Annotated in this window: 26 protein-coding genes and 1 tRNA gene; 15 read left to right on the top strand and 12 right to left on the bottom strand. The window is 46.7% G+C overall.

The window, feature by feature from the left end:
* Positions 1-2: 2 nt before the first annotated feature.
* Complete coding sequence (locus H6F56_RS20845) at positions 3-200, top strand: hypothetical protein (RefSeq protein ID WP_206753421.1); 198 nt, start codon at positions 3-5, stop codon at positions 198-200.
* Here the strand turns inward: H6F56_RS20845 and dndB are convergent.
* On the bottom strand, positions 158-1,210 hold the full coding sequence (gene dndB / locus H6F56_RS20840) for a DNA sulfur modification protein DndB (RefSeq protein ID WP_190672098.1): 1,053 nt from the start codon (positions 1,208-1,210) through the stop codon (positions 158-160). The genes H6F56_RS20845 and dndB overlap by 43 nt on opposite strands.
* A gap of 341 nt (positions 1,211-1,551) precedes the next feature.
* Here dndB and H6F56_RS20835 point away from each other — a divergent pair, with 341 nt between their 5' ends.
* Positions 1,552-3,156, top strand: a complete 1,605-nt coding sequence (locus tag H6F56_RS20835; RefSeq protein ID WP_190672096.1) for a DGQHR domain-containing protein — start codon at positions 1,552-1,554, stop codon at positions 3,154-3,156.
* A 118-nt stretch (positions 3,157-3,274) separates the two neighbouring features.
* Here the strand turns inward: H6F56_RS20835 and H6F56_RS20830 are convergent, their stop codons facing one another.
* The 5 genes from H6F56_RS20830 to H6F56_RS20810 form a co-directional block, all read right to left on the bottom strand.
* Positions 3,275-3,745 (bottom strand): DNA phosphorothioation-associated protein 4, encoded by a 471-nt coding sequence (locus H6F56_RS20830; RefSeq protein ID WP_190672093.1) that lies wholly within the window; start codon positions 3,743-3,745, stop codon positions 3,275-3,277.
* Positions 3,746-3,766: 21 nt separating this feature from the next.
* Positions 3,767-4,408: a Uma2 family endonuclease gene (locus H6F56_RS20825; RefSeq protein ID WP_190672090.1), complete on the bottom strand. Its 642-nt coding sequence runs from the start codon at positions 4,406-4,408 to the stop codon at positions 3,767-3,769.
* Positions 4,409-4,508: 100 nt separating this feature from the next.
* Positions 4,509-6,581 (bottom strand): AAA family ATPase, encoded by a 2,073-nt coding sequence (locus H6F56_RS20820; RefSeq protein ID WP_190672087.1) that lies wholly within the window; start codon positions 6,579-6,581, stop codon positions 4,509-4,511.
* Positions 6,578-6,751, bottom strand: coding sequence for a hypothetical protein (locus H6F56_RS20815; RefSeq protein ID WP_190672084.1), 174 nt, complete (start codon positions 6,749-6,751; stop codon positions 6,578-6,580). The genes H6F56_RS20820 and H6F56_RS20815 overlap by 4 nt, the downstream gene beginning before the upstream one ends.
* A 246-nt stretch (positions 6,752-6,997) precedes the next feature.
* Entirely contained in the window at positions 6,998-8,344 is a 1,347-nt protein-coding gene (locus tag H6F56_RS20810) for a DNA phosphorothioation system restriction enzyme (protein ID WP_190672287.1), read from the bottom strand.
* A 417-nt stretch (positions 8,345-8,761) separates the two neighbouring features.
* On the opposite strand from H6F56_RS20810, the gene radC reads away from it, so the two are divergent.
* The gene (radC, locus tag H6F56_RS20805; RefSeq protein ID WP_190672081.1) at positions 8,762-9,493 is read left to right on the top strand and encodes a RadC family protein; all 732 of its coding nucleotides are present in this window, start codon (positions 8,762-8,764) and stop codon (positions 9,491-9,493) included.
* Between the two features lie 116 nt (positions 9,494-9,609).
* A tRNA-Val gene (locus H6F56_RS20800) sits at positions 9,610-9,681 on the top strand.
* Between the two features lie 142 nt (positions 9,682-9,823).
* Here H6F56_RS20800 and H6F56_RS20795 read toward each other — a convergent pair.
* Both H6F56_RS20795 and H6F56_RS20790 read right to left on the bottom strand, forming a co-directional pair.
* A complete protein-coding gene (locus H6F56_RS20795; protein ID WP_190672077.1) occupies positions 9,824-12,988 on the bottom strand; it encodes a HEAT repeat domain-containing protein in 3,165 nt (1,054 codons plus the stop codon).
* Positions 12,989-13,133: 145 nt separating this feature from the next.
* Positions 13,134-13,391, bottom strand: coding sequence for a hypothetical protein (locus H6F56_RS20790; protein WP_190672074.1), 258 nt, complete (start codon positions 13,389-13,391; stop codon positions 13,134-13,136).
* Between the two features lie 97 nt (positions 13,392-13,488).
* On the opposite strand from H6F56_RS20790, the gene H6F56_RS20785 reads away from it, so the two are divergent.
* The 10 genes from H6F56_RS20785 (at position 13,489) to H6F56_RS20740 (ending at position 20,181) form a co-directional block, all read left to right on the top strand.
* Entirely contained in the window at positions 13,489-13,749 is a 261-nt protein-coding gene (locus tag H6F56_RS20785) for a hypothetical protein (protein ID WP_190672071.1), read from the top strand.
* Positions 13,750-13,824: 75 nt separating this feature from the next.
* Positions 13,825-14,646, top strand: a complete 822-nt coding sequence (locus H6F56_RS20780; protein WP_190672284.1) for a prepilin peptidase — start codon at positions 13,825-13,827, stop codon at positions 14,644-14,646.
* A gap of 67 nt (positions 14,647-14,713) precedes the next feature.
* Entirely contained in the window at positions 14,714-14,923 is a 210-nt protein-coding gene (locus H6F56_RS20775) for a hypothetical protein (RefSeq protein WP_190672068.1), read from the top strand.
* Between the two features lie 383 nt (positions 14,924-15,306).
* The gene (accD, locus tag H6F56_RS20770) at positions 15,307-16,248 is read left to right on the top strand and encodes an acetyl-CoA carboxylase, carboxyltransferase subunit beta (RefSeq protein ID WP_190672065.1); all 942 of its coding nucleotides are present in this window, start codon (positions 15,307-15,309) and stop codon (positions 16,246-16,248) included.
* A 191-nt stretch (positions 16,249-16,439) separates the two neighbouring features.
* The gene (locus tag H6F56_RS20765) at positions 16,440-16,637 is read left to right on the top strand and encodes a translation initiation factor IF-2 (protein WP_190672062.1); all 198 of its coding nucleotides are present in this window, start codon (positions 16,440-16,442) and stop codon (positions 16,635-16,637) included.
* 3 nt (positions 16,638-16,640) lie between these two features.
* Entirely contained in the window at positions 16,641-16,787 is a 147-nt protein-coding gene (locus H6F56_RS20760; RefSeq protein WP_190672059.1) for a hypothetical protein, read from the top strand.
* A gap of 46 nt (positions 16,788-16,833) precedes the next feature.
* Positions 16,834-17,325, top strand: a complete 492-nt coding sequence (gene psbV, locus H6F56_RS20755; protein ID WP_190672056.1) for a photosystem II cytochrome c-550 — start codon at positions 16,834-16,836, stop codon at positions 17,323-17,325.
* 145 nt (positions 17,326-17,470) lie between these two features.
* Entirely contained in the window at positions 17,471-17,974 is a 504-nt protein-coding gene (psbV2, locus tag H6F56_RS20750; RefSeq protein WP_190672052.1) for a photosystem II cytochrome PsbV2, read from the top strand.
* Positions 17,975-18,151: 177 nt separating this feature from the next.
* Positions 18,152-18,484 (top strand): cytochrome c6 PetJ, encoded by a 333-nt coding sequence (gene petJ / locus H6F56_RS20745; protein WP_190672049.1) that lies wholly within the window; start codon positions 18,152-18,154, stop codon positions 18,482-18,484.
* 893 nt (positions 18,485-19,377) lie between these two features.
* Positions 19,378-20,181, top strand: coding sequence for a COP23 domain-containing protein (locus H6F56_RS20740; RefSeq protein WP_190672046.1), 804 nt, complete (start codon positions 19,378-19,380; stop codon positions 20,179-20,181).
* A 48-nt stretch (positions 20,182-20,229) separates the two neighbouring features.
* On the opposite strand, the gene H6F56_RS20735 is transcribed toward H6F56_RS20740, so the two are convergent.
* The 3 genes from H6F56_RS20735 to H6F56_RS20725 all read right to left on the bottom strand — a co-directional run bounded on the left by H6F56_RS20735 (position 20,230) and on the right by H6F56_RS20725 (position 23,967).
* On the bottom strand, positions 20,230-21,588 hold the full coding sequence (locus H6F56_RS20735) for an LCP family protein (RefSeq protein ID WP_190672043.1): 1,359 nt from the start codon (positions 21,586-21,588) through the stop codon (positions 20,230-20,232).
* 259 nt (positions 21,589-21,847) lie between these two features.
* A complete protein-coding gene (locus H6F56_RS20730) occupies positions 21,848-22,210 on the bottom strand; it encodes a hypothetical protein (RefSeq protein ID WP_190672040.1) in 363 nt (120 codons plus the stop codon).
* Positions 22,211-22,305: 95 nt separating this feature from the next.
* Positions 22,306-23,967, bottom strand: coding sequence for a S8 family serine peptidase (locus H6F56_RS20725; RefSeq protein ID WP_199313118.1), 1,662 nt, complete (start codon positions 23,965-23,967; stop codon positions 22,306-22,308).
* A 100-nt stretch (positions 23,968-24,067) separates the two neighbouring features.
* Here H6F56_RS20725 and rpe point away from each other — a divergent pair, with 100 nt between their 5' ends.
* Positions 24,068-24,775, top strand: a complete 708-nt coding sequence (rpe, locus tag H6F56_RS20720; protein WP_190672036.1) for a ribulose-phosphate 3-epimerase — start codon at positions 24,068-24,070, stop codon at positions 24,773-24,775.
* Between the two features lie 46 nt (positions 24,776-24,821).
* Here the strand turns inward: rpe and H6F56_RS20715 are convergent, their stop codons facing one another.
* Positions 24,822-25,697: a DsbA family protein gene (locus H6F56_RS20715; RefSeq protein ID WP_190672033.1), complete on the bottom strand. Its 876-nt coding sequence runs from the start codon at positions 25,695-25,697 to the stop codon at positions 24,822-24,824.
* Positions 25,698-25,847 lie beyond the last annotated feature (150 nt).

Genomic DNA, 25,847 nt, shown 5'->3' with positions numbered 1-25,847 from the left:
TTATGAGCTGCGTTACTGATTATCAGTTAAAATTAGGACTGCCAGCTTTGCGTGACTGTAGAAATTTGGGTTTGGAAGTTTTAAACCGAATTTCTAACTTAGAAGTGAGCTACCAGTTCAACCCCTCCCCACTGAAACCGGCACTCTTTCAATCTTCCTATTCCACCGGCATCAGCATCCCCAAACGCTCCTTTATATAAGCACTCATCCAACGAACACTAGCACGAGATTGAGAAACCCCACCTTTAGATAAAATTCGCCCTTCCCAATCAGGATTGGAACGTGACCAATCGATTTGTGCCAGTCCTGCCAAATGTTTCTCCCAATTCTCCGGGTAAAGCGACATCAAAACACTGCCGGCATCTCCCAACGCCGCCAAAGTAGTCGGATGCGTGTGGATATAATCCCGCCGCACCTCACCGGCATTGATCTTGCGCTGCAAAACCAACTCCCAATCTGGGAGATAACTGCTGACAGTATTCCAGTAACCGGCAGCCAGTTCAATTTGCCGGCGCAACTCAGTGTCCTGATCATTCGCCAGCAGGGCAAGAGTAGCATTATAAATGCTCGTGAGCGTAAATAGCTTACCTGATCTGGCCGGCAGTGTACTGTGTTCAGTATCCGTCAGGGTTCGCAAAACCTTGACTTGCTTAATCACTTCTCTCACCAATTCAGCATTTTGATCGCGGCGATCATAAAGAATATTTAACGAAGGATCAAGATGAACTGCATAGCGGTTGAGATCGCTAAATATCTGTTGAGAACGCTTTAACCCAATATCCAGAAAAAACACCACCGCCACTGTCTCGTATCCAAGTTCAGGATTTTCTTTTAAAGCTAATTCAAAAGCCGCGCGCCGGTGATTTCCATCATTAATAGTAAATTTCGCATCCATTGGCACTCTCAAGCGCCCCATTTTCCGCGCTTCTGCCTCCGATCCGATCGGTTCAAAGGTGATATCGGCGTCAATTGAAGCCGTAATTGCCGAGAAAGTATAGTTCTTGGGATTGTTAAGAATATATTTGCCAATTTCCGCTACACGGCTGCTATTCAGCGTGCGCTGTGCCCGCATTTCTGGGGGGATTTCTTCATCCTCAACCACAAATAATTTGGGAATGAGTCGCACGGGACACATGGAAACGTAGTATTCGCGCCCTGACTGGATTCCTCGAATTACAGGCAAAATGTATTCAAAAGAAGGTGCCGGCATAACATCAATTTTGGAGATAGCAATGTGTGGATTTTGATAAAAAACTTCAGAGTTCTTGTACCTTTGCCGTCAATTTCCCCTAGGAAAATTTTTCATGCTTAATTTAACTTTCATAATTTCCCTTGCTGATTTTTGAGCAACCTGTTACTCGCTCAACTTCTAAATTAATGTTTATACATCGTATTGGCATTTCTAAGGGGTATTGACATAAAACAGCTTGTGCAGTGCTAGCTAAATCGCGCTTTTACTTTGCTAATTTGGTTTTTAAAAACACAGATTGACATTAATCATACTAGCAGCTAATTTTAAAAAAGCAACCTTGAGTTTCATAAAACGCTTCCATGAGCAGCGCCAGCAACCCACAGCCAGACATTGCCAGCCGAATACTGGAACAGCAAAATCAAGAGCGAGAGGCACTCGCACTCCTGCTAGACCGGCACCTTTCCCGAAGTGACCAGCTTTTGGTTCAGAAAACCCAGATGGGGAGCACAGAGGCGTTTATTGGGTCTGTCACCCTGGAATGGCTCGACAGTCGGGTTCGCTTCGCTTCGCAACTACCGTTATTCCAAAAAAAGTTCGACGCAAAAACAGACAATGTCATTCGGGATGAGCAAACTGTTGATGAAATTTTGCAACGTCCCCTTGACTGGTCGCGTCAGGCATCCTTGACTCAGTATCTCGCGGGACGAAAGGCGCACAAATTTCCGGCTGTTTTGGTGGTGCAAAGTCCTTCTTGGGTAGACGATCCAAAGGCTCCTGAATGGGATAAAAATGGACGCGCACTCAAGCCGGCTGCGATTTTCACGCCTTTGGATAAAGACAGCACAATTGGGCTTTTAGATGTTTCTGAAACTGTGGCAATTTTCGCATTAGACGGACAACACCGGCTCATGGGTGTGCAAGGTCTAATGATGTTACTCAAAACCGGCAGATTGCAACCCTATAACAAAACGAAAAAGGCGGTGGGGAATGCGATTACAATTGACGATCTTTCCCAGCAATATCAAGTTGAGCCGGCAGATTTACAGCGCTTAGCAAAGGAAAAAATCGGGATTGAATTTATTCCCGCAGTTGTCGCCGGAGAAACCCGTGAAGAAGCACGACGGCGAGTGAGATCGATCTTCGTTCATGTCAATTTAATGGCTGTGAATTTAAGTCAGGGTCAGCTTGCACTCTTAAATGAAGATGATGGATTTTCCATTATTGCTCGAAAAGTTGCTGTCACACATCCGCTATTTAAAGAAAAGAAAGGTCGCAATCCTCGCGTAAATTGGGATAGCGCCACAGTTGCGACCAAATCGACTGTTTTAACAACGCTTCAGGCGATGAAAGATATGTCTGAGCGCTACTTGGGCCATAAATTCCCTCACTGGAAGCCGGTGGATAAAAAAGGTTTAATTCCCATGCGTCCGGAGGATGAGGAACTTGAGGAGGGACTGAAAGAGTTTAGAGCGCTTTTCGATTCTTTATCAAGCTTAGTCAGCTATCAAAGACTCGAAGATGGTGCAGAAACGCCCCAATTACGCCGATTTAGTTTTGAAAAAGATGGGGGAGAAGGAAATATTTTATTTCGTCCCGTCGGTCAAATTGCGGTGGCTCAAGCTTTAGGAATTTTAGTTTTCAAAAAACGTTTTTCTCTAGAGGATATCTTTAAAAAACTCCAGCGGTATGATATAGACGGCGGATTCAGTGGAATGGAGTTTCCCCAATCTCCTTGGTATGGGGTTTTGTATGATCCAAATAAGAAGCGAATCGTCGTTGCCGGTCGTGATTTAGCGGCAAGGCTAATTGTGTATATTTTGGGGGGAATTAAAGATGATATGGAACGTGCAGAACTTCGCTTGGAGTTAGCGGAATCGAGGAGAGTGGGGGCGAATCAAGCGATGAGTTTTGAGGGTAAGTTTGTTGATTTGAAAAAGGTAGGGCTTCCGCCTGTGTTGAGTTAGCAGGATATTTTTTATTTTTAACCACAGATGCACACAGATGGACACAGATAAAATAACGCCATCTGTGTTTATCTGGGGTTTTATATTCTTAATATTTCCCGGTTAGCTAGCTGATTTTTTAACTGAGAAACCGGCTGAGATCAAATTCTTCTGTTGGCTGCTCTTGCTTCTGCCGGTCAGAGATTAACATTAATAAAATTCTCTCTGAATAGTCTACTGCTCCCCGAAGTTCTTCTCGCAAGATTTCTAACCCCCCATTCGCATATTCTTCAAAAATATGGATGCGTTTCTCTTCGGCTTTTTCATCAAACAACGAAAGAATTTTTGGGTCTTTTGTCTCGGTTACTGCTAGCAACTTGATGGCGCGATCATAGCCTCTGGAATCAAAAATTTCTAGGGCAATAGGTGCCGGCTCTTTTGTGGAAATTTCTTCTAGCGGCACTCGTTTTTTCCGTTTCGCGCCCAATGCTGCCGCAAATACGACGACATCGGCATAGGTTTGAAAAGGGCCGGTTGTTTCTTTGGCATCGATTAAGGCTTTGACTAAATCCGCCTTATCCTTGGCAATTCTAATTCGATTCGCACCCATCTGATTATTTCTACCTGATATTTAACTGAATTTCTGAATCAACCAGCGATTGATTTCTCCATCATCCTGATTCTGACTACGTTCCAAAGCTTCCTCAACGACTGCGATTTCTAGTCCTGGTAGAACCCGCGACTCCTGAATTTGACCGCTGCGGGCATCGTCTATTTCAAAGGCAATGACATCACATTTATTCGCATCCACAACCCAGTATTCTTTTACTCCTAAGCGTTCATAAAGTAACCGCTTTCTCCCTAAATCATCATTAACAGAGGTAGCTGCATTTTCTACCACGAGTATTGGTGCTTCAAGCTCATTCAAATCAATTGGAGAATTTGTTCGGGGTGGAAATCGAATCTCTGCGCCGATATAGAAAGCCGAGTCCGGTTGGCATTCCTGCACACCTGTTTTGCGAAAACTGCAATTGACAAATCCTTTAATGCGGATCTTCTTAAGCGTGGCATAAAGACTCACAAGATTATAAATGATGCCATTATCCTGACTGTGGCTTGACCCAATGGGTGCCATTTCAATCCTCATATCCCCTTGATCATAATAAAACCGGCTCGTTTCATATTTTGGATCGTCAGCTATGGCTAAAAATTCTTCCCAGCTTGCCTTTACCCAGGCATCTGTTATAAAATCCCGCAGCGTTGGAGCAACCATTAAGATTCCCTCCTGCATCATTTGTTTTTAATTATATTGTAGCGTCGGCATCTTGTGGGTCAGCTTCTTTCAGCAGCGAAAACTTGTCTTACAAAAACTTTTAAAATTTGCGTTCTACTTCAATAATTTCCGTATATTCAAATTCATTCGGACTTTGCCGCACCAGTGGATAACGCACCCCATTTAACTCAATCGCATCTTCCTCACAATCGGGTTTGGGAGAATTGTAAGAAAGAACATATTCGTTACCAATACAATTTGCCATTTCCTCGGCAACTTCACCGCGCCACTGAGTTTTTGTTACCAACACAATCAACTGATTGGCTAATTTTGGAATTGAACTTGCCACACGCCGGCGCGAAATTTCATCCAAACTCCCAAAGGGAGAATCCATGACGATGGGAAATGTGCTACTATCGGGACCCATTAGAGTATTTTTTTTACTCCATTCCCGCACCCGATCAATAATTCCCCCAATAAACGATAAACTAAGAATTTGATTTTCTCCCGTCGAAGCGGCGACATCTGCCTCTTTTCCTGATGTGTTTTCCACTAACTTTAGAGCATATTTCTCTGTCAGCTTTGGAATATAGGGAGTAAACGAAATCGAGGAAAAAATTTCACGCACCCGTTTTTCTAATTGCAAACGAAACTGTTGTTCGAGGCGCGTTCTCACCTCAGTTAAGCGATCCATCGCATCCTGAGCTGCTCCAATCCGGCTCTGTGCCAGTAATTGCCGGCTTTCATTCATTTGCTGCTTTTCAATTTGCTTGGCTAATTCTTTAATTTCCAATTTTAGGCTATTAAGCTGTTGCTCATTAGAACCGGTCTCTTTATTGAGTTCGCTGATTTTTTTATCAATTTCATCTAAACGCTTTTGCAACTGACTCACATCTTCATCTGGAAAGTCTCGCAATTTTTTCTTCGTATCATCTAACTGCGTTTCAATGCGAGAAAGTTCAGTGCGATATCGATCAATATTTGCTTGCTGCCGATCCACTTCTTCCCAAAAATCCGGTGCTTGTTTGTCAATTTCGCTCACCTGTTCACTCAAGCGAATTGCCGTTTCTTCTACATCCGCAACTCCCGCTTTATCCATCCAAGCTTGCACCAAATGATGTGCGTGGGTGCCGTCTTTCAACTCTGCACCGCAGATACATTGTTCCCGATGTAGCAACTCTTCTACAAATGGACGCTTGATGCCGGTGGGTAACTCGCCTCGTTCCCGCAACCCTTCAACAATGGCATGATATTCAGCGGTTATATCTGGCAGCAAAACTGTAAAGCCTCGCGTTGAGATTGCTGTTTTAAGTCCTTCAGTCGCTTGCTTAAGCTGTTGCTGTAGCGACTCTTTTTGAGTTTCTAATTCAGTCCGCAGACGCTGTAAATCCTCAGCACCGCCTAATTCTAGTAATCGGCTGCTTAGGGTTGTTTTTAACTCTCCTTGGTTTTGAACCTCTCCCTCAATTTCCGTTTGTCGGTTTTGCAAACGCTCAACTTCTTTTTCTAACCTTTGCTTGGTGGCTAACATTTTTTTTGTTTGAGGATCGCCAATTCCTCTTAAATCAGTTTCTAAGGATTTTCTCGCTTCTCCCAAATGCCGAATCGCACGATTTAATACCTCAATCCCTAGCAATTCTTTTGTAGCTTCCGCAATTTCTTCTTTTTTGTCATGCCGGACAATTTGCTCAATTCGTTCTCCATCAAAAAAGAAATACTGGTGCAAACTTACGGGTAAAATCCGATTAATAATATCTTCTGCCGGCTGCAGCGGTGGCATCCACCGGCCTTCATTTCCAGCAATAAGCATTTGTAACTTACTATCACCCTGCTCAACGTTGCCGGTTTCATTGCGGTAGGCACGACAAACACGCTTGGCTTGGTAGCGTTTGCTATCATGTTCAAAAATAACTTCTACAGAACACACAACAGCTTTTCCCACTTCAGCTTCTGTAATGGCGCGTTTATTTACCAGTTGAGTTTCCGCCGCAAACGCTGTACTGAATTTTTCATAAAGCGCCCAGGTAAAGGCATTCATCAGTGTCGTTTTTCCGGCACCATTATTGCCGTGAATGATCGTCGTATTTTTCTCATCCCCACACCCCAAAAAAATTTCTGGGGTTTTGCCATAAAACTGACGAAAATTACACAGCGTGATTGAAATCAGCTTCATCGAATTGATTCCTTAATAATCCTTAAAATATCGTCGTTAATGTTGCGGGGATTTTTCATATAAAGTTTGTCTTTTTCTGCTGCCAATACCCGCTCAATAATTTGGCGAATTTCCGGCGGTGCGTTTAGAATTGGCTCCTGAATATCCTGCATACTTGAATCTTGATTCATTGTTCCAAATTGATAAAAAATGATTTTAGCTAGAGCGATTTTTGGAAAAAATTGTGTGATACAATTAACCTAGATGAAATAACAGCTTTACTTCATAATAAAAATCTGTGCGTATCTAAAAATTTTGTAATTATCTCATTATGAGTATATTACCATTAAAATTTCTAATTCTCATACAAGCATTTACAAATTTTTACGGTTCAAATTCGCAGTGCTTGCTTAAACTTTCACTGCGAACTTGTCGCTTCAAATATCTAACAATCCATATCGGTTTTGAAGACTCAGTAATTTTACTCTTGCTTCTCCCGCATTATCTGCTAGATCTGCAAATTCTAAAAATCGGCCTAACTCTTTTCTTAACAAATTGCGTTCCACCTCCAACGTATCTCGCCCCAAATCTGGAGGCATGACAATCATGTCAAATAAAGTTGCCCGTTCTTTCCCTGGATGGGGACGCAAAACTCGACCGCGACGCTGAATAAATTGACGAGGATTATTACTACTTGCTAAAATCACAGCCGTCTGAATTGCGGGAATATCTACTCCTTCATCTAAACAGCGAATGGCCACTAATCCTTGCAATTCTCCCGATTCAAATTGCCGGCGCAAATTCTCGCGTTCTGCTAAAGGCGTTTCTGCTGTATAAGTATTGATGCGATAGCCCAATTCTCCCCCTAAAATTCGCGCCACTTCTGCCAATTGCCGATTACTTCTTTGACTCATTGCCCCCTCTACAGAACCATCCCCACAATAAAATAAAGTATGCGTTGTATCCCGGCGCTTTGCCATTAACTGCCGCAACGCATTTAACTTATTTGCAGCTGCCCCAATTAACCGTGCTCGCTGCATCAGCAACGCTGTTACTGTTTCATTTGTCTCAAAATTTGTCTCTTCACTTAATGCCCAACCAATTCTTGTGGTTAACCGGGAATACGTCCGACTTTCCGACTCAGTTAAATCAACAAGAATGGGATGGTAAAGATAACGAACTAATGCCCCTTGACGAATTGCATCCGCTAAGGTTAATTCGGGTTGCAAAACCGGCCCGAAATAATCAAACACTGCTTCTGTCCCCAATTCATCAAAATATCTTTCGGGTGTGGCAGACAGCGCTAACCGTAACCCAATGTTGCGAGGCAAGCTTTCCTCTAACTTTGGCGCACCTAAATTATGCGCTTCATCTCCGACAATGAGTGTTTTAACCGGCAGATATTTTAATTGGGATTGCAAGCCGTCGCCCATCAATGTAGCATTGGTTGTAATCACCGTGAGAAATGGTTGACTGCCGGCACGAATATTATAAAGTTGGGTTGAAAGTTGACTTTGCCAATTACGCACACTTTCAAATGCTAAAACCGGCAATAATCCAAACTTTTCACATTCAGATGCCCACTGCGTCACCAAATGTCGGTAAGGACAAACCACCAACAACACTTGTAAGCCGATTTTTCGATATAATTCTGTGACAATTGCCAGCGCCGTAATTGTCTTACCGCTGCCGGTTGCCATTTTTAAAGTTCCTCGCCCTTGGTTTGCTAACCAATTCGCAATCGCTTGCTTTTGATATTGTCGCAATTCAATAAAAGTCGGCATCCTCGGACATCCTGCCGGCACATCACCATCAGCGGGATTGATATAATAAGTTCCCTTTGCTTCCGCTAGTGCTAAAAGCTTATTGATAGCATTGTTATCATCCTGCGCCGGCACCCCAATCTCATATAAATTTTGAGAGTAACTGGCATTTTTAGAAACTATTTCAGCCTTAGCTTGCTTCTGAACTTTATAAATATTCTTAGAAGGTAACTTCACAAGCGATGCCCCTACCATTTAAACTGTTGAATTAATTTTAGAAGGTGTTGCCTCTCAATAGAGGCATCGATAACAACACAGACTTTCTAATCCTCGCGCCACTTATCTTGTTAAACCTCCCAACTCAGCATTTTCTCGGTTGGGGACAGACAGCTTTAGCGATTTAATAAAAGATGATCCTCAGAGGATGCCGGTGCATCAATGACCTACAGCCTAAGAATTGCAGATATCCCCCTAAGCGAACGGCCTCGTGAGCGATTAATGTCTCATGGCCCTAAAAATCTAGCCACAGCCGAACTCATTGCCATTTTATTAGGAACCGGCCAAGGTGCGGGAAAACTTTCTGCTGTCGGACTTGGGCAATACATCTTGCAAAAATTAAGCGAACACCAGCGCGATCCACTGGAAGTTTTAAGAGATATCAGCGTTCAAGAATTAACGCAAATTCATGGAATCGGGCCGGCAAAAGCAACCACTATTTTAGCCGCCGTCGAACTCGGTAAACGCGCTTTTCAATCTCGCCCCTCAGATCGCACGGAAATTGACAGTCCCGCCGCCGCCGCCGCCGCCCTCAGTCACGAACTCATGTGGCAAAATCAGGAGAAATTTGCCGTACTGCTGCTAGATGTGAAAAATCGCTTGCTGGGCACTAAAGTGATTACGATTGGCACAGCAACGGAAACCCTCGCCCATCCCCGCGACATTTTCCGCGAAGTGATCCGCCAAGGTGCCACCCGTGCGATTATCGCCCATAACCACCCCACCGGCAGCGTCGATCCCAGTCCCGAAGACATCACTCTTACCCGCCAACTGCTGGCTGGGGCGCAACTTCTCAGCATTCCCCTGCTGGATCATTTAATTTTGGGTAATGGCAACCACAAAAGCTTGCGCCAAACGACAAGTTTGTGGGATGAGTGTCCCCAGGCAGATTGAGTGGAATAAAGTCGGCAATAGGGTAGTTTCCCTTCACCTGTAGGAAAAATTTACAGCACAAAATTTATTCAAATAGTTGATTGATTCATGCTGTCTATGTTATATTAATTTTTCACGGGCGATTAGCACAGTGGTAGCGCACTTCCTTCACACGGAAGGGGTCACAGGTTCAAATCCTGTATCGCCCATTTAAAAAGTTTTATAGTGACACATTAAATGTTGTCGATGATACATTGATGTCGTCTCTTAAGAAATTAATGCCGCTAAAGATTTGTGGGATCGCAAGTTTAGAGGAAGTAGGTTCTACAGAGGAACTCAATTGTAAAGTGGTCAACTAACAGGCTCAGAAGGATGACCCAATTTTGCCAACACCTGTGCGGCAGCCTCACGCACGTCTGAATCGTCATCTTCAACTAGCGCCAATAGCCCTTGCACCACATCTTTTGAAGCATTGCCTAACTTAATCAACGCCTCTGCGGCTGAGTAACGCACGGATGAATCGTCATCTTCAAGTAGCGCCAATAACGATTGCATCACGGCGTCTGAAGCATTGCCTAAGTTGCCCAACGCCTCTGCGGCAGCCTCACGCACGTCTGAATCGTCATCTTCAAGTAGCGCCGATAGCGATTGCACCACAGGTTCTGAAGCATTGCCTAACTTAACCAACGCCTCTGCGGTTAAGGAACGCACGTATGAATTGTCATCTTGAAGTAGCGCCAATAACGATTGCATCACGGCGTCTGAAGCATTGCCTAAGTTGCCCAACGCCTCTGCGGTTAAGCAACGCACAGCCCAATCGTCATCTTGAAGTAGCGCCAATAACGATTGCATCACGGCGTCTGAAGCATTGCCTAAGTTGCCCAACGCATGTGCGGCTAAGTAACGCATGGATGAATTGTCATCTTCAAGAAGCGCCAATAGCGATTGCACCACGTCTTCTGAAGCATTGTCTAACTTGCCCAACGCCTTTGTGGCTGACAAACGCACGGATGAATCGTCATCTTGAAGTAGCGCCAATAACGATTGCATCACGGCTTCTGAAGTATTGCCTAACTTGCCCAACGCCTGTGCGGTTAAGGAACGTACGGATGAATTGTCATCTTGAAGTAGCGCCGATAGCCCTTGCACCACCTCTTCTGAAGCATTGCCTAACTTGCCCAACGCCTCTGCGGCTGACAAACGCACGGGCCAATGGTCATCTTGAAATAGGGCCAATAGCGATTGCACCACCTCTTCTGAAGCATTGCCTAACTTGCCCAACGCCTCTGCGGTATCCTTACGCCCGGGCCAATGGTCATCTTGAAGAAGCGCCAATAGCGATTGCACCACGTCTTCTGAAGCATTGCCTAACTTGACCAACGCTTTTGCTGCTGACAAACGCATGGATGAATTGTCATCTTCAAGAAGCGCCAATAGCGATTGCACCACGGCTTCTGAAGCATTGCCCAACTTGATCAACACCTCTGCGGCTGACAAACGCAAGGATGAATTATCATTTGTTAGAAATTGGACAATAGCAGGAGCGGCAAATTTAGCGACTGAACCACTTTCTCCGATTTCTCCAAGATAGTGCAGCCGATCTTGTACTGTTGCATCTGGAGCAAACAAGTTGTGGCGGAGACGTTTAATCCGTTGTCGCTGTCGTTCTTGTTCCAAAGCTTCTAAATCTAATCCTGCCAATTTACCAAGTTCGTCAGCTACGAAACTGGGGACTCTGACTTCTGAGCCTTTAGCCAGACAGCAGTCTCTTACTGCTAGCAAAAAACCTTTTATTTCTTCTAAATTTCCTGATTTTTTCTCGACTTCTGCTAATAATTCTCGCCAGTTTTTCTCATCGTCTTTGCAGTGGTCTTGTACCAGATATAGTGCAGCCAGATACTCAGCCAGTGGATCGAGAGCGAAGCGGATTTTGTCTCTGTTTTTTCTCTCTTCAGCGTATCCAATTGACTTGAGTAGACGGAGATGTTTCTCAAAATAATCAAGGCATGATGCTGCATTATTGCTCCCCAAGGCTTTAACCACTACTTCGCGATCAACAGGGGAGGGTTTATAGCTTTGCTCCAGGCATTTCCAAGCAATGACTTTGGCATCCTGTTTAACTGTAGGATATTCATTTTTAGTATTTCTTTCGCCTTGACAATTAAGCTTTTCTAAATGCGCCAGTATCAAATCAGGGATATTGTCAAGAGAACGCCCAGATGCAAAAGAATCCTGCTTCGCATTAATCATCCGCTCGGCATAAAGCTTTGCTAGCAAAACTGTAATGGTTTTCTGTTCACCTACAATGCGTGCAAGTTGGGCGCATTCTTGCAAAAATTCCTCCTGATCCGCCTCAAACAAATCCCACTTGCCGCACTGCTTCAAATACTGCTCGATAAAGTACGCCAACTTTCCCCCATCAAACCGGAGAGTTTCAATATTAATGTCAATTCCTTTAAATTTCTCGTCAATTCTTGAAGTAACGATTAAAGCATTGGCTGGAAACTCTCGGAGGTCAGGATTAATATTCTTTTGAGTGTCTTGACTCATTTCTGAATAATGATCCACAATCAATAGAATTCGGCGCTGTCGAAGAAGTTGCTCGACCAATAATTCATCAACTATCGTTTGTTCGCTGTCGATTAATTCCTGAATTTCTCCTACAACAGCTTCCATTAAAGGCTTGATGCCTTCTCCAGCGTTTGCGTCAAGTTCTTCCTCTATCAAAACAGGTAACATCAAATGCTCGGCTAAGCGTTTGGACTTATGCTGTTTTTCCATCGCCCATTTAGCAATTTGACAGGAAATGGTTGTTTTTCCCGAACCTCCCTCGCCCCTAATCAGCACTCGCACTCGCTTGTCTTTTTTAAAAGTTTCACTTAAGGTTTCGGCAGTTATTTCATCAATTTCTTTACCATTTAATAACACCGGCAGAGAAACATAATCCTTTCGCTCCTCAACCGTTTCATTTTCCAAAAACTTTTTCTGAAAAGTCTCAAGATGTTTCTCAACCCAAGCATCTAATACTCTAGGACGATACTTAAGAAACCGTAAAATCCCAACAGGTAGTTTAACTTCTGGAGTTATGGGTGTTTTAGGTAGGTTTAATTCTGCCGGCAGCCACAGCAGCCACAGAGGACGAAACCGAAGAACTCCCAAATACAAACCCATGACAACCGCCAGCACCGACAGGGTTAAAATTAGCGACGGTGCCGGCTCTTTCTCCTCATCAGATTTTTCCGATTTCTCCTCTACTTTCTCTTCAGCCGGCTGACTTTTCTTTTTGGACTCAGCAGAAGCACCCGGTTTAGGTGTAGCGGGTTTAACTAATGCCGGTGTAGCGCTTTGACTCGGTTGAGGTGTGGACTTAGTCGTTGCTTGAGCGTAGTCCAGACTATTATCGGGCTTAATGCCGGCGTTTACCAGGGAAAAGCTTGTTATTACTAACGGAAAAGAAACACCCAAGAGGGCTAATTTCAGCAAAGCTAATAAACCCTGTTTAGACGGCTTGGTCATAGATTTAGAATACGCAAAACGATAAATTCTGGGAAGAAAATGTGCCAATCTTAGCACATACCTTAAAAAGGTAACTCTTGGGATTCTGGCTCAAGAATTTTTCAAAAGCCTCAAATACAAATCCGCGAGCATAAAATATTTGCCATCACATCTGGCGATAAAACTGCCACTTTATCCGATGACAAGGCAAGCCGGCATAACACACCCCACACAACCGAATCGGATCACACTTCATCCCAACTCCCTGGGGAGGCAACATTTCCTGCAACCTCTGTGCCTCAACCCCACAACCCACCCCAACGCCTCCAATTCCTTCCCGCTCGCAAACCGATTTAAGTGAAACCTCTGCGAAAGTAGGAGAGATCTGGTTGATGGGTAAAACTACTGTTACTTGATCTGGCAACCGTCAGTGGGTATCACCCCTCAAAACTTTCGTAAAGTCTTGCTATATTTTCATATATATGGTTTAAGTACAAACTAAAAAATTAGAGGTAGGGGTAGTGTACGCGACACAGCAATGGTCACAACCTCCATTAGCGACTTTGGATGTTCCCAAGTTGCTCGATCCTTCCATACTTAAGGCAGCGAGAAAAATCTATCGCGCTTACCTGGAAGTTCATCCTGAATATAACCAGCGTCCCCTCGGAGTGGCACTTGATCGATTTACTTATCGCGGACAGCTCATTTTCGTCGGCAAGCCGATCCTGCTGCCCGATGAATGTTTTGTACCTTTTGAGCAAATGGAATCAGAAATCTATTAGGAGCGCTTAAGCTAGGTCTTGACAAAAAATCTTACCGTCGCATTTTGATCATTTACATTTAAAATTTGTGTGTTAATTGATACATTCGTTGCGGTTGCATCGGGTCTGATTGTCTTCGTGTTGGGATCTTCGATTGGCAGTTTCTTAAATGTCGTCGTTTACCGGCTGCCGGCAGGCTTATCACTGCTTTGGCCACCTTCTCGCTGTCCCCACTGCCTAAACCGGCTCAAAGCCTCGGAAAACGTGCCGGTGTTCGGTTGGTTGCGGCTGCGGGGGCGCTGTAGCCATTGCCGAAGTCCGATTTCCGTGCGCTATCCGATTGTAGAAGCCGCCACCGGCATCTTATTTTTACTCGTTTTCTGGACGTTTGACGCCTCTTGGCAAACCGTGGGTTACTGGGCTTTTTTTAGTTGGTTGCTAGCGCTGTCACTGATCGATCTGGACACCATGACGCTACCCAACCCCCTCACCCAGTCGGGAGTCGTTGCCGGTTTAGCCTTTCAAGCAATTGCCGGTTTTCTGCCGGCCAACTCCCCAACGGATTCGCTCAAACAACTCATGGCCGGCATCATCGGCGCAGTGGTGGGAGTCTGGCTCTTAGACATTATCCGCTTAGTCGGTTCCCGGATTTTCAACAAAGAAGCAATGGGTGCCGGTGATGCTAAATTAGCCGCCATGATGGGCGCTTGGTTGGGCTGGAAGTATTTGCTCATCGCCGGCTTCCTTGCCTGTACCGTCGGTGCCTTTGCCGGGGGCGGTGCAATTGCCCTAGGTTGGCTAGAACGTAATAAACCCATGCCCTTTGGCCCTTTTCTCGCCCTAGGTGCCGGTGTCACAGCACTTTGGGGCGAAGTGATTTTGAGTAGCTACCTGCGGCTGTTTTTCCCGATTACCTAAGTTTCAAAACTCAAACTTTTATCCAACTTGCCCGCATTTCCCCAGTTGCTCTTTTCAGGATGCCGTTGTGTCTTGGATTACCCTAAAAACCACACTTCATCGATGGGAAGCTGAATTAATGCAGCAAGTCCTCGCCGCGCATCAAATCCCCAGTCGCATTATTGATTTGGGGGCAGTATCTTATCTAGGAATGGGAAGCCCTGCCGCTTTGCAAGTTCGCTCACAAGATCAATGGACAGCGCTACTCCTGCTGAGTCCAATTGAGACAGAAGAGTAATATCCTTGCCGGTGCTTTCTGGGCGGGTGGAGTGCCGGTTGAGTTAGCTAAACGTTGTGTATTCTCGCTTCCTTGAGGGCGTCATACTGTCATACCTCTAGCGGCATAGCATAAGCCTGTACGCCCCAAACCTTATATAAACCGTTAATAGCAATCCTTTTAACCAGATGTCCCTAACAGCTATAGGATAGAAAGTCTAAAGGCTGAATGGGCAGTGGCAGTGCGAATCCCATTTTCTCTTTGGTCAGCAAAAGATCCGACCTAAGCGCCGTAAAAAGGAGAATGCCTTATTTCACCTTTTTACGGGGAACGATAGGTGGAACGAGCGATCACGCATAAAAACCAAAAAGGTATAAGGATTTAGTGAGGAATTAGGCGTTTTCATGTCTCTATTTGATTGGTTTGCAAATCGACGAAAAGCCGGCCCTATTAGTCAAGATCGGCACGAACGTGAAATAGCCGACGGGCTGTGGAACAAATGTGAAGCGTGTGGCGTGCTTACCTACACCAAAGACTTACGGGCCAACCAAAAAGTCTGTTTAGAGTGTGGCCATCACACACGAGTATTTAGTGATGAGCGCATCCGCCAGCTCATTGATGCCAACAGCTGGATGCCTTTAGACGAGGGACTTTCCCCGACAGACCCGCTGAAGTTTTTCGACCGCAAATCCTACGCGGATCGTCTGCGAGAGTACCAAGAAAAAACCCGCCTAAAAGATGGCGTGCAAACCGGCATCGGTCAACTCGATGGCCTTCCAGTCGCACTCGGCGTCATGGACTTCCGGTTTATGGGCGGCAGTATGGGTTCAGTGGTGGGAGAAAAACTCACCCGTTTAATAGAATGCGCCACGCGAGAACGCTTGCCGGTGGTGATTGTCTGCTCATCAGGCGGTGCCAGAATGCAGGAGGGAATGTTAAGCCTGATGCAAATGGCCAAAATCTCCGGCGCTTTAGAGCAACACCGGCAAGCGCGACTGCTTTACATCCCGGTTTTAACTGACCCCACCACCGGCGGCGTCACCGCGAGCTTTGCCATGTTGGGAGACATGATCCTAGCAGAACCCAAAGCCACCATCGGATTTGCCGGTCGCCGAGTGATCGAGCAAACCCTACGTGAAAAGCTGCCCGAAAATTTCCAAAGTGCCGAGGATCTCTTGCAGCACGGTTTTGTTGACGCAATTGTGCCCCGCACCCAGTTAAAAAACACCCTCGCCCAGCTACTTCGCCTACATTCAACTCCTCTGCCACCCGCATCTCACCTCGTGCCACTTCCACACACCCATCTTCTTGAGTATGACGGTGCCCGAAGAGTCAGAAGTGAATAGCATCTAGGAACTAGGGGCATGGGACTAGGAAAGTGGGGAGAAATACCCAATGCCCCATTCCCCATGCCCCATTCCCCCACTCTCTCGTAACTTCTGATACAGGTTCTTTTAAGAAAGGTGCCGCTCGGTGGCATGATATTGATATTAACGTGGCTCAATCTTACTTAACCTTTTAGCCAACCATCATTGTTATGGGGTTTGCAGACCTGTCAATTGCAGAAATTGCAGAGGATTACAACCTACCTGTCGCAGACGTGTGTAGTCTGTGCGACCACTTGGGTATTGCTTATAAAAACCCTCAGACCCGTCTTGCTTTGGAGGATGCCAAGGCAATTATGGCTAACATCATGGCTCAACGCCAAGATGCCGGTTCTGATGGGGAAGCCTGAGCGATGCCTTGCTGGGACGTTCTACCGCTGAGTTTCTCCGGTAAAATCCTTGTCCCTGCTGCAACGATGGGCCGGCTTTCAAAACTGTTCTGGAGACGTGAGCAGATGCAAGGCGTTTCCACAACAGCGGTTGAGCGAATTGAATCATAGCTGTGTTGAGCATCCAAAACTCTCGCCGAATTTTTTGAGGAAAACCATGCTGAAAAGGTACATCTGGCTTGTTGTGGCCACTGTATTCTTCACGTTTCAAATATTTGTTAGTGAAGCCGGTGCTGTCGAATTGGACAAAGCAACTCGCACCATCCCCCTGAACGACAACGGTGAAACGGTTGTGCTGAGCGTCAAACAAGTAGAGAAGGGCAAACGCCTGTTTAACGATACTTGCGCTCAATGTCACATAGGAGGCGCTACGAAGACAGATCCCAACGTGGGACTAGGGCCAGATTCCCTCGCCGGCGCTACACCGCCGCGAGATAACGTTGAAGCGCTTGTAGACTACATTAAAAAACCCACCACCTACGATGGGTTTCAGGACATTTCTGAATACCACCCCAGCATTGAAAGCGCTGACATCTTCCCAGAGATGAGAAATCTCACAGACAATGACTTGTTTGAAATCGCAGGTCATATTCTCATACAGCCGAAGATTGTGGGCGAACAATGGGGCGGCGGTAAAGCTATCCGCTGATACTTGATCTGTCAGCAATTGACGACTGGGGAAAGTGTGAAGTGTGAAGTGGGAAACGTGTTTTCCCTTCTCCCTTATCCCTTTTCCCTTAATCATGCCCCTCCTCCTGGCTCTGCTCATCCAACATGAAAAGAGGTTCACCCCCATGCTGCGCCGATGGTTTTCAGTTCGCAGACTGTTAACGGTTTTAGCTGCGAGTCTTATATTGATGGTGAGCTGCTTGCCGGCTCAAGCTGCCGGTGTCGATGCTTACGTGAGTCGGTATTTAAAAGCAACTGAGCCGGTGCCGCTAGAGGTGGACGATCAGGGCAATACGCGTCTGTTTTCTCCGGAAGATTTGTCTGCCGGCAAACGTCTGTTTACGCAAAGTTGCTTAAACTGCCATGTCGGGGGAGTGACTCTGCCCGATCCCACAGTGTCTCTATCCTTGAGCGATCTTAAAGGAGCGACGCCACCCCGCGACCACATCAACGCCTTGGTTGCCTACTTTCGTCAGCCCATGACTTATGATGGCAGCGAACCAACCTTTTGGTGTCGCGAGGTGCCCGAAAGTTGGATGTCTCAGGAACAGGTGGAAAATTTAGCAGCTTTTGTTCTCAGAGCTGCCCAAAAAGCCCCTGGATGGGGGACGGAAACGTTTGGCCTATAATCGGCACAACACAAAACCGTTTCTCAAGAAGAGAAAATGAGGCCGGTACTCAATAGCACTGTGCTTGTTCTGATCCCCGCGATTGCCCTTAAGCGAATTGAAACCGCATTTGGTGTCAACAAGCAAGATAAAATGAAGTTTGTCTGTGCGAATTTTGTTGAATAGAGGAGAACTCCCTTGAAGAGATTATTATCGGTTGTCGTGTTAGCCCTCGCAACGCTAACCTTTTTCTTAGGTCGTCCCGCCCTTGCCGGTGACGCCGCCAGCGGTGCCAAAGTATTTAGCGCCAACTGTGCTGCTTGCCACATGGGCGGCGGTAACGTAGTTATGGCCAACAAAACCCTGAAGAAGGAAGCTCTGGAGAAGTACAACATGAACTCTCTAGAGGCTATCACCACTCAGGTGAAGAATGGTAAAAATGCCATGCCGGCCTTTGGCGGACGTTTGAATGAGAAGCAAATTGAAGATGTCGCCACTTACGTTTTAGAACAAACAGAAAAAGGCTGGTAAGTCGCGCTCGCTTTCGCTGTTACCAGTGACGCTGAGGGTGAAAGGTTAAAGGGGAAGAGTTAGTGTTTTCTGGCTTTTCTCTTTTGACTTTTCACTCTCTTTGTTTTGTCGGCTTACTAATACTCTAATTTAATTGTCTTGACAGATTGTCTAATTAATGAGATGGACAAAGCTTAAACAAATTTTCAGCCTAAATAATCACTCAACTAGCTTTGTCAGCAGCAAATACGTCGCTATTTTAAATTCATTTATAACCTATCTTTGTTGAATTTATTTCTAGAAGACTCGTGTTGAGAAAATTTTTAATCATATTGGAAAACCGAACTTGGTCTTCCTTTTTACCTAACCAAGAAGCTGTATGTTTTACGACTACAAACGCTTCCGAATTATCTTAGCAGCAAATAAATTCAGAGAAGCTGCCGGCAAATATAGAAATATCTACTAATTTTTTACAACAATTGCTTAAGAAAAGCCAAAAATTGGACAACTGCCTGTTTCTGAAGAAGCCTACAACACTTCAGATTCTCAACCAGTAGCGCAGCAGCCAGATTTTTCAGAAGAAAAGGCCCTCTTCGGTCAAGTCACCAACGTTGCTAGATGTAGAACCGGCAGACTGGGCGTATGAAGCACTGAGCCGCGTGATGTGAGTTACATCGGCACCGCCGGCAGAATCTTTTTTTCCGCAATTACGTCATGATCTAAAGATCGCTCCTGCCGGCAATCTCAGCAGTGGCCTATTCTCAAGAGTAGCGCTCTCCGTGGCCCTAAGGCTTGTAAAGATGCCCGCTCAGTGCTGTAAATGCTATTAAAGTTAAAGAAAGGGGCATCTCCAGATTTTTCGAGTGGTTTGATAGTGTAGCGATTAATGTCCCGAATCTTGGAGGGTTTTTATTATGTCCCCGCAGCTTAAATCTCGTAATGCTTTTTCGGTCTTGGCTATTAGAAATATCAGTTTATCGTTGAGCGCAGGGATGTTGCTGGTTGCCGGGGGTGCCGGCGCGGCTTTTAGCTCCACTGCACCTGTGAACATCGCCCAGTCTACACGCTCCAATGTCCGAATTCCGGAAGAACCCCAAGCGGATGATCCTTCAAATCCGAATGGTGAAACCCAAACGGCTGACGGCGCTCGGTTTACCTGTGAGTTAGTCAATGGGGAATACACCGTGATGTACCACCCACAGACTCAAGACGGTGAATCTTACGCTTGGGCAACCCCAACTGCTTTAGGGGGCGGTTGGACACCGGAAGCTCGATGCAGCGAAATTAGCCGCCGGTTAGAGGCTTACCGGCCTGATGGGTTGCAGGAGCTGCGGACTGCGGTTGAAAATAACTACAACACAATTTGTGTGACGACTCAGAACAATTCTGCCTGTCGGATTGTGCTGACAGTTCCTCCCGGTCAAGATCCAAAGATTACGCGAGATCGTGTCTTCCAGAACTTAACAGTTGCCGACAGTGGCGGGCAAACCGATGCGGTGAACACCTTCGTAGATGGTAGCCAGGCCGGCGAACTGCTGGAGCAGGTTTTAGGCGTAGACCCCTCGAAACTAGGAGAACGGAGCAATTCCCAGCTAAGACCTGACGGAATTAATTTGCGGCCTTTCCTAGACCGTGAGGATGGTGGCACCGGCACCAGATTGCGCTCAACCGCGCCCAGCCGACCCTCCCCCAGCCTGAACCCGGACAATTTCCGCTAAATGGTTTTGTGTCCTTTGTCATTCGCACCCTGACTAAGGACGCTTGACTTACCAATTTTGACCGGGTTTGATTTGGTCTTGCTGGGTCAGCCAATCCTGGCCCAGCATAATTGTGATATCTGAACGCAAAGTGCCGGTGCTTTCCACCCGCACTTCTCCAAATCCGAGAGAGTCGCGCAGGGATTTTGCACTCTCCATATCTCCAGATTGAGCCACGATGCGCGTCACTTTTAACGGTTCAGTCCAAGGCTTGGCCACATACACATTCCGATAGCCGGCCTCACGCAGGTTTCCGATTAACGCATCGACTGCAGTATCTTGCTCGGTGCTATCTTGAATTGCCACCCTAATTCGGCTTGGTTCAATGGCTTGGAAGCCGGCAGAGTCCTGGTTCATATCAAAGTGCTGCGTTACCAGAGCATCAATCCCCTCATAGCTAGGCAACCAGTAACTCGCTTGAAAGTCTTTTGCATCGCTAAATTCACCGGGCACCATTAACATCTGGACATTCGCCCGCTGGGTTTGGGAGGCAAAACCCACTAAAGCCACTAACTCCTCAATCGTTAAGTTAGTGTCAATGTATTCTTGGATCACGGAGAGAATTTTAGGCAGCCGAACCACAGTAGCTGGACTTAAAGTCTGTTCCATCAAAGCTCTCATCAGGATCTGCTGCCGCTGAATCCGTCCAATATCTCCCAAGTCATCGTAGCGAAAGCGCATAAATTGCAGCGCTTGATTGCCGTTGAGCTTTTGTTTGCCGGCTTTCAGGTTAATGTATAAATGCTGGCTATCATCCTGATATTTCATGTCCTTGGGAACGTAGACCGTCACACCCCCCAAAGCATCAACTAATTTTTCTACTGCCTGCACATTCACTCGGATATAGCGGTCAATGCCGATGCCTCCCAAGAGGTCACTGATTGTCTTAGCACTGAGCGCCGGCCCACCATAGTAATTCGCTTCATTAATCTTGGTGAGGCCGACTCCTTCAACAAAAGTTCGCGTATCGCGAGGAATTGAAAGTACAGCTAACTTGTGGTTTTCTGGGCTAAACCGCACCAAGAGATTGCTATCTGTAAGACCGTCCAAGGAGTTCACTAGGGCATGATACCCCTGCTGCTGCGGCTGATTATCCTCAAGGTCTGAGGTCAGCACCTTAGTGCCGAGAATGAGAATATTGACTGAGCGAGTCAGTTGTGGCATCTGCATACTCATTGAAGTTGAGATGCGCTCGCCTTGGCTAAACACTGCTGCATCCTCAGCACTAAGCCGGCTTTGCATGAGCGGCGTACTTGAGAGCGAGACAGCTAGCAGTGCGCCTGCTGTAGCCGACAACATGGCCACACCCGTCAAGCCCAGCCCCAGCCACAGCCAATGTCCACGGGTTACTTCAATGGATTTGGTCATGGGGCTATTAGAGGCGGGTTCCCCGGTTGAATGCTGATTGGGTATGTTCTGAGCTGGCACGCTTATTCCTCACACACAAAAATAGGGGCTAGGGGCTAGGGGCTAGCGGTTAGGGGAACAGGGGAAGGAGGGGAGAGGGAGAGCGGGGAAGAGAGGGAGAGGGGCGCTTTTGCAAGCCCGCACTCTGGTATCCCTACTTTTCAGTCTCCTAAAAATACTCTGTGCCCACGCCCTATCCCTAGTTCCTAGCCTCTAGGTTCTAAGGGAGACGATCGCCCATCCGGCTGAACCACGGCAGCCACAAAGGCTGGCGTTTCCACAGACGGATCATTAAGCCAATACTGACCACAAAATAGCTAGAGGTCAGGACGCTACTTATTATTAACAGGGGAAGCGTCAAGGTTTCCGAAGATTTGACTCCTGTTTCTAACAAAATGTAAGTCGAGAGCCACACTAGAGCTAAAGTTACGGCTAATCGACTTGCTGCCAGCTGTTCCCGGCTGCCCTGACGCCGGGACAAAGTCCAGATAGCTGGAAAAAAGCCCAGCACTGGAATTAAATACAGATATAGATGTAAATGTTGTGTGTGGGGATTGTCAAATGGATCAGGGTCTTTTTTCATAAAAATATTCTCAACTTGCGCTTGGCTTTTAGGTTTTTTGTTTGTTGTCATTTATTTTCGGTGTTGAGCAAAAAGTCAATGACGGTGATGAATGACTAAGGTGCCGGCACAGTCCACCAGGCGAGGGCGTAAGGTTGGCTTGCTTCATTGACTTGCTGGCGAAATTGTACGCGGATCTTATAGCGACCGGCTTGAGGGATGGGGTAAAAAATGTGTTCAACACTGTCTGCGGAACTAATGGAGGCTCGGATGCTCTTTGCTATGTCGTTTTCACCGTCTGGCATTAAGTAAAGGTCGAGGTTGTTCAAGCCGCGATCACGAAATTCTTCCCCTTCATCATACTGATCGTTTTTGTTGGTATCCTCTAGCTCAACCCGCCGGTTCCAGGCTAAGGTAATCGCTACAAAACTTCCCTGCTTTAAGGGTTTCTCTAGCCCATAGTCTCGGAAGGAATCCCCAGCTTTGAGTGTTGAGTTCTGAGCGCTCTCAGAACTGTCTGAAAGTGCGCCAACTGTGTTGTAATCCCATCCCACCTGCGGTACGGGAGCATCTGGCTTCCACTGGCCGGGACTGAACTGCTGGTAAGCTCGGAAAGCGTTGAGATGTCCGGTTCCGATTTGGGCGTGCAGGGGGATCGTTTGCTCCTTATAGGCATCAGAGTTTAACCAATTGCGGTTGTCTTTGTCTGTGACGGTGCGGGTCATATTTTGCAGCAGCCCGTCGCCTGTATCTTTGACTTTTTCTGCTGAGTTGAGCAACACGACTTTCATGACTTCCTGGCGTCGCGCATCTAGGCTCCAGTGGGGCTGCCGGCTGCGAAGCTGACGATCACCGAATTCTTGTAGCAGAGCGACCGTAGCGGTGACGTGAGGGGCCGCAAAACTGGTGCCGGTGGTGCGGGACACACTGCCGTCTGGGTTCAGCATTGAGATATCCCGACCGGGTGCTACCAGACTAATAGACCGGCGCTCTCCCAGATTACCTTCTACACCGGCTAGCCGGCTGGCAAATCCTGTAAATGTGCTGCCTAAGTTGGCAACATCAACTTTGGAAAACATTCCTTGATCCAGGTTGGAAAAGGCAACGTTGACGCCATTAAAGTTATCCGTGGGAATGGGAATTCCGCCTTTACCTTGATTGCCGGCAATAACATAAAGAACATCGTGGACGCGGGCTGACCAGTCGATGCATTGGGTGAGTGGGGAATTGCCATCTAAGACGGCATCAGGCCGGGGATCAAGGGTTAAGGGTTCGCCAAAGCTAAAGTTAATGGCTCGGACGTCGCCGCTGTTTTGCTGCGCGACGTGCTGAGTGGCTAAACATTCAAGGAACTGTCGGTTTTTGGTGCGGGTACTGATGGCAGATGAGGAGTAAAGTCTGGCTGCCGGTGCGACTCCCCGCAAACCTTTGGCATTCCCGATCATGACACCGGCAACGCTTTGGGCATGGGGATCAACATTGGTATCTGATTTGGGCCGGTTATTGCCTTGGAAGACTCTGGTTACGGCAATGCCGATATTTTGGGACATCTTTTTGTCTACGCCAAACTGGGCGGGCCGGCCTATTTCCACTTGGCCAATGGCGATTTTGCGACCGAGCAAGTTAAAGGGGGGGTTCTGCAACCGCCCCGCATCGATCCCGGCTTCTCCCAATGAAGTTTCTAAGGCCAAAACCGGCACCGACAAGCCGGCTGCGCCCAGACTCCAAACAATGCACACAAGTTTTTTTACAATTTGCCGCTGATTTAAGGCTGCCATTTCCAAAAATTTCTAAAGTTAGGTAATTAACTCAATTCTGATAACTATAAATATTTTGTTAAACTTGTTACCACACAGGAAGCAGGAGACACCGCCAGCCATGACTCAAACACCCTCAAGCAAATCTATTGTTGTCGCTCCATCCATCTTATCAGCCGATTTCAGCCGTCTAGGAGAAGAAATTCAAGCGGTGGATAAGGCTGGGGCAGATTGGATTCACATCGATGTCATGGATGGTCGCTTTGTCCCTAATATTACAATTGGGCCACTGATTGTGGAAGCCATTCGCCCGGTGACTCAAAAGCCGCTGGATGTCCACTTGATGATTGTGGAACCAGAAAGGTACGTTGAAGATTTTGCTAAAGCCGGCGCGGATATTATTTCGGTTCACGCAGAGCATAACGCTTCGCCTCACCTGCACCGTACGCTCTGCCAAATTCGAGAACTCGGCAAGCAAGCTGGTGTGGTACTCAATCCTTCTACGCCGTTGGAACTGATTGAGTATGTGATCGAAGTCTGCGATTTGGTGTTGATTATGAGCGTCAACCCTGGCTTTGGGGGTCAGAGTTTTATTCCGGCTGTGGTGCCTAAAATTCAAAAGCTTCGCCAAATGTGCAATGAGCGTGGACTTGATCCTTGGATTGAAGTGGATGGTGGTTTGAAGGGGAATAACACTTGGCAGGTTTTGGAAGCCGGTGCCAATGCCATTGTGGCCGGCTCTGCTGTGTTTAAGGCTAAGGATTATGCTGAGGCGATTGAGGGAATTCGCAATAGCAAGCGTCCTACCCCAGAATTGGCGGCGGTTTAATTAGATGTCTCGTTCCCAGACTAAACCTGGGAACGAGAATGCTTTTCTATGGGGTTTCTGTTTGGGGTTCAGCCGGCTGCTCTGTCTGTGCCGGCGTTGGACTTGCACCGACGACGCGCTCTAAAGCTTTTTCTAATTCTGGTAACTCAATCGCACCGGCAAGCGTCTCGCCGTTGAGGGTAAAGAAAGGCGTACCAGAAATGCCCAAACTTTCAGCCATCTGAACGTCTTTTTGAATGGCAGCCTCGGCAGCTGCGCTTTGACGATCTTTGTTGAACCGGGCTTCATCAAGTTTCAAGTTTTTTGCGATTGTTCCATATAACGGCTCGCCCAACTTGTCTGACTGGTTAAACAGGGCGTCGTGATACTCCCAAAATTTGCCCTGCTGCTGCGCTGCCCATGCGGCTTTAGCTGCCGGTAGTGCCTCTGGATGCAGCTGAGTTAGCGGCAAATGCTTGTAGGTTAACGTGACTTTATCCTTATGTTTGTCCATGAACTGCTTCACAGTTTTGTGAGCTTTGGAGCAAAAGGGACACTGAAAGTCTGAAAATTCCACAAGTACGACTTTTCGATCCGCTGCGCCGGTGGTGGGGGAATCCCCGATTACTGAAGCAGGATTTACGATCATTTGCTGCAAAAATGTTTGGCGTGCCTGCTGAACCTGCTGCTGTTGCTGCTGCTGGTACGCCTGAACTGAATCTACAACCACTTGCGGGTTTTCCCGAATGATTTGCAAAACTTGCGCTTTTAACGCTGCATCTGCTGCCGGCGTTGATTTGGCTGCCGGCTTGTTGGCTGTGCAACTGATTAATGATAGGGAGATTGCCAGCACTCCAGCCAGCCAGAATGAGCGCTGAGGGCGGGATAAATGCCCAACTGTCAGGCGAAGGGTAGCAAGGCTATTCAGGAAAAACCGGCGCATAGAAAACCTCGGAGCGAGTTTAGATTTTAGACTTGGGGATCGGCAATTCTCAATACTTTACTGGCATCTTGCAGCCGGCCTGGAATAATTTTAGAGATTGTACAACTACAATTTGACCTATTCAATTTTATCTAATTCGATTTCAATTTG

Source organism: Microcoleus sp. FACHB-672, from assembly GCF_014695725.1.
In the GTDB taxonomy this organism is placed as follows: domain Bacteria; phylum Cyanobacteriota; class Cyanobacteriia; order Cyanobacteriales; family Oscillatoriaceae; genus FACHB-68.
Note: the sequence above shows the minus strand (reverse complement) of the source record. Positions and strands in the feature narration are given on the sequence as shown.